The organism is Aridibaculum aurantiacum (assembly GCF_017355875.1).
Lineage (GTDB): Bacteria > Bacteroidota > Bacteroidia > Chitinophagales > Chitinophagaceae > Segetibacter > Segetibacter aurantiacus.
The window spans coordinates 664727-678232 of the sequence record NZ_JAFEWC010000001.1; the positions used below are offsets into that span (position 1 = coordinate 664727).

The following is a 13506-nucleotide window of genomic DNA, read 5'->3' on the forward strand; positions in this document are numbered from 1 at the left end:
AGTTATTTTCTTACTTCAGCCAACAATTCTTTCTCAAACGACTGGATGATCTTATTCATCATCGAATCAATTTCTTTATCCGTCATTGTCTTTTCAGCATCAAGGAAAGTGAAGCTGATGGCCATGGATTTTTTACCTGCACCTAACTTTTCGCTTTCAAAAATGTCAAACAGTTGTACCTGTTGCAGGCGTGTCAATTTCAGGTTTTCAACCACTGATTGCACTGAATTATACTGAAGTGCTTTGTCAACTACGATAGCAAGATCGCGCTGAACAGCAGGGAATTTTGAAACTTCTTTGTATGTGATGTTTTGTTTTGTAACAAGATCCAGTACTTCCTTCCATTGTACTTCTATGAAGTAAACCGGCTGCTTAATATCAAACTGCTTCAGCTTTTGCTGAGACACTTCTCCTACGGTGAGTAGGCTGGTATTTTTCAATGCAGCCTTTAGCAGAATGCTGTAGTTGTTGCTTTCTTGAACAGTGATGGTTGGAGTTCCAATTCCAACTAGTTGTAACACGGCAGCTGCAATACCTTTTGCCTGGTAAAAATCTATAGGTTTGCTTTTGCTGTTCCAGCTGTCCTGGCCAATAGTACCTGTTAGATAAATAGCCAGTTGCTCCTGCTCCCTGTATTCGCCAACTTTGGTTGTTGAATAAGATTTACCGAATTCAAAAAACTGCAGGTTGGTGTTTTTGCGGTTGATGTTGTAGGATATAGTTTCCAATCCAGTCTCCAGCATCGAAACGCGCATGGTATCCAGTTCTGCGCTCAAGCTGTTGATCATTTTAACTGCTAGTGCTTGTTGCTCTTCTGTATAATATTGGCTGTTTGTGATGGAGTTGGTAACGATCTCGCTCATGCCAAGCCCTGCGAGGTAAGCCGCTGCTTTTTCTCTCAGCGCTTCTTTAGCAGTGTTCTCATCAATGGCTGGCGTAAAATGCATTTCACCATTTATCTCGATATTATCCAGCCCATCTATTCGTAATATCTCTTCCACTATATCTGCCGGAAGCGAAATATCCGGTTTGCTGAAAGGCACTGCTACACGTATCTCATCCATACCTTCTTTCAGAATCTCAAATCCAAGACTGGTAAGGATCTTCCTGACAGAGTCTGGGTGGTAGTTTTTACCGCTCAGCTTTTTCAGGTAGTGAAACTTTAGCGCTACTTCAGTTTTTGGCTCAGGATCAGGATAAACATCTACTACATCAGATGCTATTTCGCCACCGGCAACTTCTTTTATAAGAAGTGCAGCGCGTTTCAGCACGTTTACCGTATTAGAAATATCTACACCTTTCTCGAACCGTGCAGCAGCCTCTGTTCTCAATCCATGGCGGAATGAAGTTCTGCGGATACTGGGCGGATTGAACCAGGCGCTTTCAAGGAAAATATTTTTAGTAGCCTCAGTAACACCACTGTGAGCTCCACCAAATACACCTGCTATGCACATTCCTTCTTCTGCATTACAGATCATCAGGTCTTCGCTTTCCAGCTTTCTTTCTTTTTCATCTAATGTTACAAAGCCAGAGCCTGCTTCCAGGTTCTTTACAACCACATGGTTTCCTTTTATAGCATCGGCATCAAAAGCATGCAGTGGCTGCCCTGTTTCGTGCAGCACATAATTTGTGATGTCTACTATATTATTGATGGGACGTTGGCCAATAGCAACGAGCTTATCCTTTAGCCATTGCGGGCTGTCTGCTACGGTTACACCAGTTATACTTACACCTGCATATCTTTTACAAGCATCTTTATTTTCTACAGTCACCTTTATGGGCAGCGACTGGTTGTCTACCTTAAAAGCATTGCTGAAAGGTGTTTTCGGTTTTGCATCTGTTCTATCGTGAATGGTGATGTAAGCACACACGTCACGCGCTACACCCAAATGGCTCATAGCATCCATACGGTTAGGTGTAAGACCAATCTCATATATCCAATCAGTGTAAACAGGAAAAACTTCAGAGGCAGGAGTGCCTGGTTTAGCATCGGAGGGAAGTACAATTATTCCTTCATGACTGTTTCCCAATCCCAGTTCATCTTCCGCGCAGATCATTCCCTGGCTTTCTTCGCCGCGGATCTTTGCAGCCTTCATGGTCATAGGCTCGCCAGTTGTAGGATGGATAGTAGCACCAATGGTAGCTACCAGCACTTTTTGTCCTGCAGCTACATTGCTGGCACCGCAAACAATCTTCAGCGGCTCAGCTTTGCCCACATTTACCGTGGTCAGCTTTAGTTTATCGGCATTAGGATGTTGAGAACAGGTTTCTACTTCACCCACTACCACTCCTTCTAATCCGCCTTTTATACTTTCGTACTGCTCCAGGCTTTCTACTTCTAAACCTATTGAGGTAAGGATTTTTGAGAGTTTTTGTGGTTCAACTGCAACGGGTAAATACGAACTGAGCCAATTGTAACTTATCGTCATGGAAGATGCTGCTTTATTAAGATGTGCAAATATAGCAGGTGCAGGGCAGCATTAAGAATCGGTAAAACAGGCTGTAAAATTTTTTAATTGGGATGATGAAAAACAGCGGTTATATATGGCTTTTCTAAGTAGCATGGGAATAAAAGATGAAAATTTTCCGTGGAAATATTTCCCCGCTGCTGCTGAAGCGCCTGCTGTACCAAAATCATTTTTTTCTCATTTTTCTTTCTGCACAACTTGTGTGGATAATACTGCAGCAGCGGGTGAAAAATTTTTAAGATTGTGCACAAGCTTTTTTTATTGGTGAATAACCCCATGTTTTATGGGGATAGCAGCAGGAACAACTATGGTAAAAATATAGAAGCAGCAAAATTTTTTTCCTGAAAATATTCGAGTCTATATTCGCCCTCCTCACCACTTCTCATAACATTCAAGACATATTGGGGAAACATTTTCTTAACATTTTTGAATGAATGATAACGGTGAAACAAGACGTTTTTCTTAACCACCTTACTACATATAAATGGATTTGACCAACCTGAACAAAGACCGGAAAAACCGCCGGAAGCCTTCCCTTGACCTGAGTACGATGGTATATGGTAAAGTACCACCGCAGGCAAAAGAACTGGAAGAAGCAGTGTTGGGAGCTATCATGCTGGAAAAAAGTGCGTTTGATACTGTAGTAGAAATACTAAAGCCTGAGTGTTTTTACGTAGACGCTCACCAAAGGATTTTCAGAACTTTTCAATCGCTGGCTCAAAAGAGTTTACCTATAGACATTCTTACTGTAGTAGAAGAGCTGAAAATGCGGGAAGAGCTGGACATGGTGGGTGGTCCTTATGCAGTAACGAAGCTTACCAACATGGTGGTTTCTACAGCAAATATTGAGGCGCATGCGCGTATCGTTCTGCAGAAATTCATCCAGCGCGAACTGATACGCATTAGCGGAGAGATCATTGGTGATGCTTACGAGGATAGTACGGATGTATTCGACCTGCTTGATGAGAGTGAGTCGAAGATGTTCAACATCACCAACAACTACCTGAAGAAGAACTTCGATGACATAGGTAGCGTGTTGGTAAAGACCATCCAGCGTATAGACGAACTTCGAAATAAGACTGATGAGATATCGGGCGTACCAACCGGTTTCCCTTCAATGGATAAAGTGACTTATGGCTGGCAGGCAACGGATCTTATCATCCTGGCAGCTCGTCCGGCTGTGGGTAAAACAGCTTTTGCACTTAACCTTTTGCGTAGCGCTGCACTACACCCCGAAAAACCAACTCCAGTGGCTTTCTTCAGTTTGGAGATGAGCTCTGCACAGCTGGTTGCGCGTATCCTGAGTGCGGAAAGTGGTATCATGCTGGAGAAGATCAGCCGTGGTAAATTGGAAGACTACGAAATGCAGCAGCTGTACACAAAGGGTGTTACCAAACTTAGCGATGCTCCTATTTATATTGACGATACTGCCGGTCTGAACATCTTTGAATTTCGTGCAAAGGCAAGACGACTGGTGAATAAACATAAAGTTGGATTGATTATCATTGACTACCTGCAGCTAATGAGCGGCAGTGGCGATGGTAAGCAAACAAACCGTGAACAGGAGATCAGCCGTATTTCGCGTGACCTGAAAGGGCTTGCAAAAGAATTGAGTGTGCCGATCATTGCGCTGAGCCAGTTGAGCCGTGCGGTGGAAACGCGTAAAGAAAGTAAGATGCCGCAGCTGAGTGACCTTCGTGAATCTGGAGCGATAGAGCAGGATGCGGACATGGTAATGTTCCTATATCGCCCGGAATACTACGAGATAAACACCAACGAGATGGGCGAAAGTAACCGTGGTGAAACGCACGTTCGTATAGCCAAGCACCGTAATGGTAGCTTGGAAACCATTAAGCTGCGCGCTTTGCTTCATATACAAAAATTTGTAGAGGAAGAAAGTGACGACTTTGGTACCGGCGGTGGTGGAGGATTCAATCCTGGTGCTGGCAGTGGTGGCGGTGGAAGCTGGAAGCCGGTGCAGCCAGGAGGCGGCCCTGCAGCTGGCAGTGGAGTGGATGATAATGCCCGCTTATTCATTCAAAAAGGAAGTAAGATGAATAGTGGCGAATTTGATGAAGGCTTTGATGAGGCCCCACCTTTCTAAAGAAGCTTACGTTTAACTTAGCATACCGAAGCCCTTCAGTTTTTTGAAGGGCTTCTTTTATGCATTTATTGTACTCGTACATAACTGCTTTTCATTCCATCAAAAGCTTCATCTGATAAAACCAGCGTATCGGCTATGGTTTTTTCTACCATCATAGGAGCAGGCGTAGAGCCAGAAAAACGAATGAAGGTTTTATCAGCATGATCATGAATGCATTTTTTAGTTTCCAAAGTATACGATCCTTCTGCTGATAAGCTGCCATTGGTGTGAAGCTCATAATGCCTTGAATGATGAAACTGCAATTGTACATTGCGGCCGGTAGTTTCAGGGGTTTCAAGTATATGACCTGCTATGCCACCTTCTGTTTTTACCCATTTCCATTTACCAACCAGTTCATTTCTTGTTTCTGCTTTTTTAGTACAGGAATAAAAAGCCGTAATAGCTGTAAAAACAACTATAGCTAAAGATTTTTTGTATTGCATGTTTTTATGATTTAGCAGCTTGACATAGCAAAAAGAGAAACCGTTGCATTAACTGTAGTCACCTTTCTACCACAGGTATAAGTGCATTTACTGTTATTTTTGACCCATGTCGCTGCCTATATTTTTTCATGATGAAGCAATCAATGGTGAGTTTATGACGCTCAATGAAGATGCATCCAAACATATTGTACAGGTGCTTAGGATGAAGGAGGGTGAAGCATTACATCTTACTGATGGGAGAGGTAATCTTTTTACAACTGTTGTAGCAGATGCTCATAAAAAAAGATGTTCAGTAAGGATATCTGAAAGCTCTTATAAACCGCAAAAAGACAAGCAGGTGAGCATTGCTATTTCACTTTTAAAGAACGCCAGCCGCTTTGAGTGGTTCCTGGAAAAAGCTACTGAGATTGGCGTTACATCTATTATTCCGCTGTTGTGCCACCGTACCGAAAAGCAGCACTTCCGTTACGAAAGAATGAAGCAGATCGTGGTTTCGGCAATGATGCAAAGCCAGCAAGTATGGCTACCTGTTTTACACCAGCCTGTAGCTTTTAAAGAAGCCATAGAAAGCTCCGATTTTTCTGAAAAACTGGTAGCCCATTGCGAAGATGAACAGAAGCATCATGTGCGGGATTTTCATGCTGCATCATCTGTTCAGATTCTTATTGGTCCCGAGGGTGATTTTACTAAAGAAGAAATAGCACTAGCACTGGAACATAATTATAAACCTGTTACACTTGGAGATACACGACTGCGTGCAGAAACAGCAGGAGTAGTGGCGGCTAGTTTGCTTTGTGTATAGGCAGGTTTGGTTGATCAGTTGATAGGTTGATCAGTAATCAGTTGATCAGTTGATAGGTTGATTGGTGAGAGGGTTCAAGTTGAGTAGGTGTAAACAAATCTTCAATCGCAATCTTCAATCAGAAATCCGCAATTGTTTTAATCTTTATTCACCACTATCACCGGCTGTACATTGTCTTGTACCAGTTGTTTAAAACGATCGAAATCACCTGCTTCGAAAAAGCTGTGATTGAACATAGAAAATGAGTTGTTTGCCTGGTAAAGCAGCACGTTGTTGTTGCTGATAAGGCCGCCAGTAAAGCTTGACCATGGTTGTGAGAAAGACTGGCTTTTTGTGGTCGTGGTCAGTTCTTCTTCATTTACATCCATTTCAAATGACGAGTTTTCACCTAGGTTCCTCAAAAGTTTACCACCTGCACGCATCATGCGGTGACGCATAAAGAAGTAGTAGATAAAAGCAAAGCTGACATACAACAAAGCCATATAGAAATTTTGACCAACTGCAGGACTACGAAGTTCATTGTATAGAATAAATGCTGCTATACCGAGCATCACCAGTGGTATCAGGTACAGTCGCTGCCTCATTCTGCGGCCTGTAGGCTGGTCGTGGTAGTGTAACTGCAGGCAGTCGTTAATGATCTTTTCGGTGAGCCGTACGCGTATGTGCATGTGGGTTATAATTATGAACTATGAACTATGAATATGAATTATGAAGTACTTGATTGATCAATTTACTAACGCTATTGGACTTATCAACCGATCAACTGATCAACCAATCAACTGATCAACTTAAATGCTTACAGATCCTTTTAGCAATAGCCGGGCCCTCATAAATAAAGCCCGTCCAAACCTGCACCAGGGAAGCACCTGCAGCTAATTTTTCCTGTGCATCTTCACCTGTAAAAATTCCACCGCTGGCTATGATTGGTAATCTTCCGCCGGTAGCGTTTGCTATATATTTTACCACTTCTGTTGATCTTGCTTTAACTGGTGCACCGCTTAAGCCACCAGCTCCAATCGCTTCTACTTTAGATGAAGGTGTACGTAAATTTTCACGGCTGATGGTGGTATTGGTGGCTACCAGTCCATCCAGCTCTACCTCCTCTGCCAGTTGTATTATTTCATCCAGCTGTGTAGTGGTAAGGTCTGGTGCGATCTTTAGCAACAGCGGCTTTGGCCTGCTATTCCCTTTGTTGATGGTTTGAAGATGACCAAGAATTTTTTGTAAAGAAGAACGTTCCTGCAACTCGCGTAAGCCGGGAGTGTTGGGTGAACTAACATTTACCACAAAATAATCAACACAGTCAAACAACTCCCTGAAGCAGATCTCGTAGTCCTTCCATGCATCCTCATTGGCGGTAACTTTATTCTTACCAATATTGCCTCCAATAATAATGTTGCGTTCAGTGGCACGAAGTCGTGCAGCTACAGCTTTTACACCATTGTTGTTAAAGCCCATCCGGTTTACGATCGCTTTATCCTGTGGCAGGCGAAACAAGCGGGGAGTATCATTTCCTGGTTGTGGCTGTGGTGTAACGGTTCCAATTTCTACATGTCCGAAACCCAGCATCTCCAGTTCTTTTATAAATAGGGCATTTTTATCAAAACCAGCTGCAAGGCCAACAGGATTTTTAAAATCAAGACCAAAAAGGTGGCGATGGAGCGAAGCGTCTATATGAGAAAACGCCTTTGCCAGTATTTTTTGAGCCGGCTTAAGGTTACCCACAATTTGCAGTGAATTCATCGAAAAATGATGAACAGCCTCAGCATCAAAATTGAAAAGAAGGTTTCGGAGTAATTTGTACATGAGCCGCGAAGTTCAATTGGAAAAAGCACATAAACAAGCAGGTTTACAGGAAGGTGAGTCTTGGACTTCGTTTTCCTGCATAATATTCCTTTCGTTAAATACACAAACTGAACTTATTGTTAACTGTGAGCCAGTCGGCCTGTTTGGTTGTTTATGCAACCTATTATCTTATATTTGGAAACTAAATCTGTAATCATGCAAGAAGCATATATAGTAGCAGGATACCGGACAGCTGTAACCAAAAGCAAACGTGGAGGTTTTCGTTTTAAGCGTCCTGATGATCTTGCGATTGAAGTTATAAAAGGATTGGTGGCTTCAGTGCCTCAACTGGAGCCAACGCGTGTTGATGATGTGATAGTTGGTAATGCCGTACCTGAAGCCGAACAAGGTTTGCAGGTAGGAAGAATAATAGCCGCCAGGGCATTGGGTTTTGATGTGCCGGGTATGACAGTAAATCGTTATTGCGCCAGCGGTTTAGAAACCATTTCTATTGCTACTGCCAAAATTAGAATGGGTATGGCTGATTGTATAATAGCAGGTGGGGTAGAAAGCATGAGCATGGTGCCAACAGCCGGTTGGAAAACAGTTCCTGCCTATTCCATTGCCAGCGATGAGCCGGATTATTACCTGAATATGGGTTTAACTGCAGAAGCTGTTGCTAAAGAATATAAGGTAAGTCGGGAGGAACAGGATGAGTTCAGCTATCACTCACATCAAAAGGCAATCAATGCTATTCAAAATGGATTTTTCAAACCTGGAATAATTCCGATAAATGTAGAGCAGGTATACCTGGATGAGAATGGAAAAAAGAAGAAGCGTTCTTATGTTGTAGATACAGATGAAGGTCCTCGTGCTGATACAAGTTTAGATGCACTCAGTAAGCTGAAACCAGCGTTTGCAGCAGGTGGAATGGTAACGGCAGGTAACTCTTCACAAACCAGCGATGGAGCCAGCTTTGTACTAGTGATGAGCGAGAAAATGGTGAACGAACTAGGGCTTAAACCGATTGGTAGGTTGGTAGGTTGTGTGAATGCAGGAGTACATCCTCGCATCATGGGTATTGGTCCTGTGGCTGCTGTACCTAAAGTGTTGCAACAGGTAAACATGAACCTGAATGAGATTGACCTGGTAGAACTGAACGAGGCTTTTGCATCGCAGTCGGTGGCAGTGATTCGTGAGCTGGGTCTTAATCCTGACATCGTGAACATCAATGGAGGAGCTATTGCGCTTGGTCATCCTTTAGGCTGTACCGGTAGTAAACTAACCGTACAGATACTACATGAAATGAAGCGCCTGGACAAGAAGTACGGATTGGTGACAGCATGTGTAGGTGGTGGCCAGGGTATTGCTGGTATCATAGAAAACATCAACTAAAACTATATGAAGAGGAATAAAACATGGGTGCCCCTGCTGTTTATGTTCCTGGCTATTGCTGGTTTAGCCTTAAGTATATATTCACTGATATTAGAAACATACGCCCAGCAGGACTTCAACACGTTTAAGGATGTAGTAAGGCTGCTATTATTCACAGTATGGATGGTTGACAACTACAAGCGTTATAAGAGAATGACACAGGAGAAAACAGTATAGCAGTGAATGGATTGAATTCTTAAAAGTATTAGGTATAAAGCTTCGCGATGCGGAGCTTTTTTTTGCCTTATGATGTATGTTTTAGCCACAACTTTGCATGCTATAATTTGTAAATAATGAGAGCAATAGTTTTACAGGATAAGGAGCAGTCATTACAAGTACAGGAAGTAGAAACACCCAAGCCAGCAGCAGGAGAAGTATTGGTTCGAATAAAAGCAGCAGCTTTCAATCATCGTGATCTTTGGATACAAAAAGGGCAATACGCTGGATTGCGCTACCCGATCATTTTAGGAAGTGATGGGGCTGGGGTAGTAACAGAAGTAGGAGATGGTGCAAATGAACATTGGCTGGATAAAGAAGTAATCATCAACCCTGGTCTTCATTGGGGTGATGATCCCAACTTCCATAGCAAACAATTTAAAATATTAGGTCTTCCTGATAATGGAACTTTTGCTGAATATGTAGTAGTTCCTGCTTCGGCTTTATTCAATAAACCTGCGTACCTGTCTTGGGAGGAAGCAGCGGCTATACCCCTGGCAGGACTTACAGCTTACCGGGCATTGTTTACACGTGGTAAGGTAAAACAGGGAAACAAAGTTTTGATATCTGGTATTGGTGGAGGTGTAGCACTGATGGCGATGAAACTGGCGCTTGCTGCAGGTGCTGAAGTATATGTTACTTCGGGAAGTGATGATAAGATTGACCGTGCTGTACAGCTGGGCGCAAAGCTGGGTATTAACTATAAGATCAATGGCTGGCATAAACTATTTCAATCTGCAGTAGAGGGATTTGATGTAATCATTGATAGCGCTGCCGGCGATGGTTTTAAAAATTTTGTAGACCTGGCAAACCTTGGTGGACGCATCGTTTTCTATGGCGGCACGCAAGGTCCCATCACATCGCTCAACCCGCAAAAGATTTTTTGGAAACACCTCAATATTATGGGCACTACAATGGGTACTCCGGCTGAATTTGAAGAAATGGTCAAGCTGTTTGAAACGCATCAGATTCATCCTGTCATTGATAAAATTTTTCCAATGGCCGATGCCGAAGTTGCCATTCGCAAAATGGATGAGGCCAGCCAGTTTGGTAAGCTGGTGTTGCAAGGCTTCTGATACAGCGATAGCTAGAACAGGTTTTCAGTTGACTTGCATTTAATTTAGCTTAAGGTTCTTATTACATCCATAGCTATACGTAACTTCCACGCATGGAGATCAGCATCAACACGCCTGCACTATTGTTTCCTGCTATTAGTTTGATCATGCTAGCACATACCAATCGTTTTCTTGCATTGGCAAACAGGGTACGAAGCCTTCATGCAGAATACTTGCAAGGCGATAAAAAAGAAATCATTCATGGACAAATAAGAAACCTGCGCTACAGGCTGCGGCTTATTAAGAATATGCAGGCCATGGGCGTAATGAGTTTCCTTGCCTGCATCTTTTGCATGTATTGCATCTATATACAGAACATGGCGTGGGCGCACATCTTATTTGCTTTTAGCTTGGTATTTTTTATTCTTTCACTCGTGCTTTCTCTTGTAGAGATACAGGTAAGTACCAAAGCGCTGGAACTGGAGCTGAGCGATATGGAAGGACTGGAAGACCATTCGCTGGTGAAGTATATAAAGAAGAAGTTTGAAAGAGACTAAGCTAAGTAACATTATTACCAACTAACACAGCTGCATGCAAAGCAACCAGAAGCTCAACTTGTTTTCGCTAACCATGATCGTCATTGGCCTGGTGATAGGCATGGGAATTTTTAGAACTGCCAGCGACGCAGCGAGAGCTGCACTTACTCCATCCATCTATTTTGCAGGCTGGATAGTAGGTGGACTGGTAGCTTTATGTGGAGCGCTTACCTATGCAGAAATAGGATCGCGCTACCCTGTTACCGGCGGGTACTATAAAATATTTTCTTACGCTTATCATCCCTCACTGGCATTTGCACTTAACTGTAGTATACTCATTTCAAATGCGGCTTCCATTGCAGGTGTTGCATTGATTGGTGCCGGGTATATAAAAGGAGTTTTCTTTCCAGGAAGTACGGATGCGGTTTCGATGGCTATTGCTATTGCAGCTATTGCACTGTTTTATGGTGTAAATGTGCTTGGTCTTCGCATGAGCTCGAAGACGCAGAATGTGCTAATGATCATCAAGATCGCAATGGTATTGCTGCTGATCGCTGCTCTTGTATACCCACCAGCTTATGCCGCTAATAATGTTCCGCTTACACAGCCTATAGACGAAGGCGCTTCTACCTCCACCATCCTTACCTCGTTTGGTCTTTGCCTCGTGGCTGTTTCATTTACCTATGGCGGCTACCAGCAAACCATCAACTTTGGTAGCGAGATAAAAGATGCACCTCGCACTATGCCTAAAGGTATCTTTCTCGGCATAGGCGTCATCATTCTACTTTACCTGCTGGTAAATATTGCTTACTACAATATCATCGGGTTTAACGAACTGAAGAACAGCAGGGAAATAGCATCGTTGGTGGTGGGTAAATTATTTGGAACACAAGGCGCCAATGTATTTTCTGTATTGCTATTTCTTTCAGTACTCGCTTATGTAAATGTGACGCTGCTAAGCAACCCGCGTGTCATGTTTGCCATGAGCGAGGATGGCGTGTTGCCTGAAGTGTTTCAGCGGCGGTGGCAGCGGCGAAATGTTTATATAGTAGCACTCACCACATTTGCTGCCATAGCAATGGTTGTAGTGTTTTTTGCAGAAACGTTCGATCGCATTTTGTCCTTTAGCATTTTCCTCGATTCATTTGGTATGGCCACATCGGCAGCTACCATTTTCATTTTGCGAAAGCGTACAAAACACCTGGATAAAAAAGGCATTTACAAAATGCGGTTGTATCCACTGATGCCGCTGTTGTTTATAGCTGCATATGTTTTTGTTTGTATAAGTATAGCCGTTACCTCTACCAATATTGCTATCACTGGTGTAGGTGTGATGGTAGGATTTATCCTTCTTTACTTCGTCATTAAGAAACGGCCACCAAAATATATTGACCCTGCCACTGCGGTAGAACAAAATACGGATGATTAATATGGACCTGTCGTACATACTTACCGAACTGGGTGAAGAGCGGGAGCAATATTTCAATGCTATTGCGCCGCCCATTGTGCAAACCAGCAATTTTGCCTTTAAAGATGTAGCAGAAATGCGCAAAGCATTCACCGATGAATATGCTACATACCTGTACAGCCGGGGCTTAAATCCTACTGTTGATATACTTCGTAAAAAATTAGCTGCACTGGATGAAGCGGAAGATTGCCTTGTTTTCAATAGTGGAGCCGCAGCCATTTTTGCCGCAGTATTAGCCAATGTAAAAGCAGGCGATCATATTGTTTCTGTTCGCAAACCTTATTCATGGGCACAGCGAATGTTTGAAGTTATTCTGCCGAGGTTCAATGTTCATCATACCTATGTAGATGGAACTGATATGAAGAATTTTGAAGAAGCTATACTTCCTAATACAACTGTTTTTTACCTGGAATCGCCAAACAGCTGGGACTATGCAATGCAAGACCTGCAAGCAGTTGCAGACCTGGCTAAGCAGCACCAGATCATCACCATTTGCGACAATAGTTATAGTACGCCCTTATACCAAAAACCTATACGGCTTGGGATAGACCTTGTTCTGCAGTCGGCTACGAAATATATAAGCGGCCATAGCGATGTAGTTGCTGGTGTCTTATCTGGTAGCAGGGCAGCTATAGAAAAGATATTCAATAGCGAGTATATGAATATCGGCAGCGGTATCCAGCCGTTCAATGCGTGGCTGCTACTGCGTGGACTTCGTACTTTACCCGCACGACTCGAAAGAGGAAGCCGCACCACAAAAGAAGTTTTAGCTTATCTAAAGCAGCATCCAAAAGTGGAGCAGGTATTTTTTCCCTTAGACGAAACCTTTGCTCAATATGAACTGGCGCAAAAACAACTAACAGGCGCATGTGGCTTGCTAACATTTGTTTTGAAAGCATCCAATGTAGAACAGGTAGAAACTTTTTGTAATAGCCTGCAGCATATATTGATGGCAGTAAGTTGGGGTGGTTATGAATCGCTGGTCATTCCTCGCTGTGCAGGCATACCTAAAGAAGAGTTTGATGCGGCTAATATTGAACATAGGATGATACGGCTTTACTTAGGGTTAGAGGATGCGGCTTACCTGGTTGCAGATTTAGAACAAGCATTTAATAAGCTGGATCAGTGATCTTTTATCCATTCATCACGTTCTTTA

General features: G+C 43.0%; 12 protein-coding genes. 8 read left to right on the forward strand and 4 right to left on the reverse strand.

Annotated features, from left to right (window positions below; translation table 11 throughout):
• Window positions 1–2: 2 nt before the first annotated feature.
• On the reverse strand, window positions 3–2429 hold the full coding sequence (gene pheT / locus J4N22_RS02915) for a phenylalanine--tRNA ligase subunit beta (RefSeq protein WP_207492212.1): 2427 nt from the start codon (window positions 2427–2429) through the stop codon (window positions 3–5).
• A 523-nt stretch (window positions 2430–2952) separates the two neighbouring features.
• On the opposite strand from pheT, the gene dnaB reads away from it, so the two are divergent.
• Window positions 2953–4572, forward strand: a complete 1620-nt coding sequence (dnaB, locus tag J4N22_RS02920) for a replicative DNA helicase (RefSeq protein WP_207492213.1) — start codon at window positions 2953–2955, stop codon at window positions 4570–4572.
• Between the two features lie 65 nt (window positions 4573–4637).
• On the opposite strand, the gene J4N22_RS02925 is transcribed toward dnaB, so the two are convergent.
• A complete protein-coding gene (locus J4N22_RS02925) occupies window positions 4638–5054 on the reverse strand; it encodes a hypothetical protein (protein WP_207492214.1) in 417 nt (138 codons plus the stop codon).
• 106 nt (window positions 5055–5160) lie between these two features.
• On the opposite strand from J4N22_RS02925, the gene J4N22_RS02930 reads away from it, so the two are divergent.
• Window positions 5161–5856 (forward strand): RsmE family RNA methyltransferase, encoded by a 696-nt coding sequence (locus tag J4N22_RS02930; protein WP_207492215.1) that lies wholly within the window; start codon window positions 5161–5163, stop codon window positions 5854–5856.
• Window positions 5857–5993: 137 nt separating this feature from the next.
• Here J4N22_RS02930 and J4N22_RS02935 read toward each other — a convergent pair whose 3' ends face one another.
• Together J4N22_RS02935 and J4N22_RS02940 are read right to left on the reverse strand one after the other, a co-directional pair.
• Window positions 5994–6524, reverse strand: coding sequence for a YcxB family protein (locus J4N22_RS02935; RefSeq protein ID WP_207492216.1), 531 nt, complete (start codon window positions 6522–6524; stop codon window positions 5994–5996).
• 115 nt (window positions 6525–6639) lie between these two features.
• A complete protein-coding gene (locus J4N22_RS02940; protein ID WP_207492217.1) occupies window positions 6640–7662 on the reverse strand; it encodes a quinone-dependent dihydroorotate dehydrogenase in 1023 nt (340 codons plus the stop codon).
• 195 nt (window positions 7663–7857) lie between these two features.
• On the opposite strand from J4N22_RS02940, the gene J4N22_RS02945 reads away from it, so the two are divergent.
• The 6 genes from J4N22_RS02945 (at window position 7858) to J4N22_RS02970 (ending at window position 13479) form a co-directional block, all read left to right on the forward strand.
• On the forward strand, window positions 7858–9036 hold the full coding sequence (locus J4N22_RS02945; RefSeq protein WP_207492218.1) for a thiolase family protein: 1179 nt from the start codon (window positions 7858–7860) through the stop codon (window positions 9034–9036).
• 6 nt (window positions 9037–9042) lie between these two features.
• Window positions 9043–9252, forward strand: coding sequence for a hypothetical protein (locus J4N22_RS02950; RefSeq protein ID WP_207492219.1), 210 nt, complete (start codon window positions 9043–9045; stop codon window positions 9250–9252).
• A 116-nt stretch (window positions 9253–9368) separates the two neighbouring features.
• Window positions 9369–10367: a zinc-binding dehydrogenase gene (locus tag J4N22_RS02955; RefSeq protein WP_207492220.1), complete on the forward strand. Its 999-nt coding sequence runs from the start codon at window positions 9369–9371 to the stop codon at window positions 10365–10367.
• A gap of 92 nt (window positions 10368–10459) precedes the next feature.
• On the forward strand, window positions 10460–10903 hold the full coding sequence (locus tag J4N22_RS02960) for a DUF2721 domain-containing protein (RefSeq protein WP_207492221.1): 444 nt from the start codon (window positions 10460–10462) through the stop codon (window positions 10901–10903).
• A gap of 34 nt (window positions 10904–10937) precedes the next feature.
• Window positions 10938–12311 (forward strand): APC family permease, encoded by a 1374-nt coding sequence (locus J4N22_RS02965; RefSeq protein WP_207492222.1) that lies wholly within the window; start codon window positions 10938–10940, stop codon window positions 12309–12311.
• A complete protein-coding gene (locus tag J4N22_RS02970) occupies window positions 12304–13479 on the forward strand; it encodes a trans-sulfuration enzyme family protein (RefSeq protein WP_242692031.1) in 1176 nt (391 codons plus the stop codon). The genes J4N22_RS02965 and J4N22_RS02970 overlap by 8 nt, the downstream gene beginning before the upstream one ends.
• The last annotated feature ends 27 nt before the right edge of the window (window positions 13480–13506 follow it).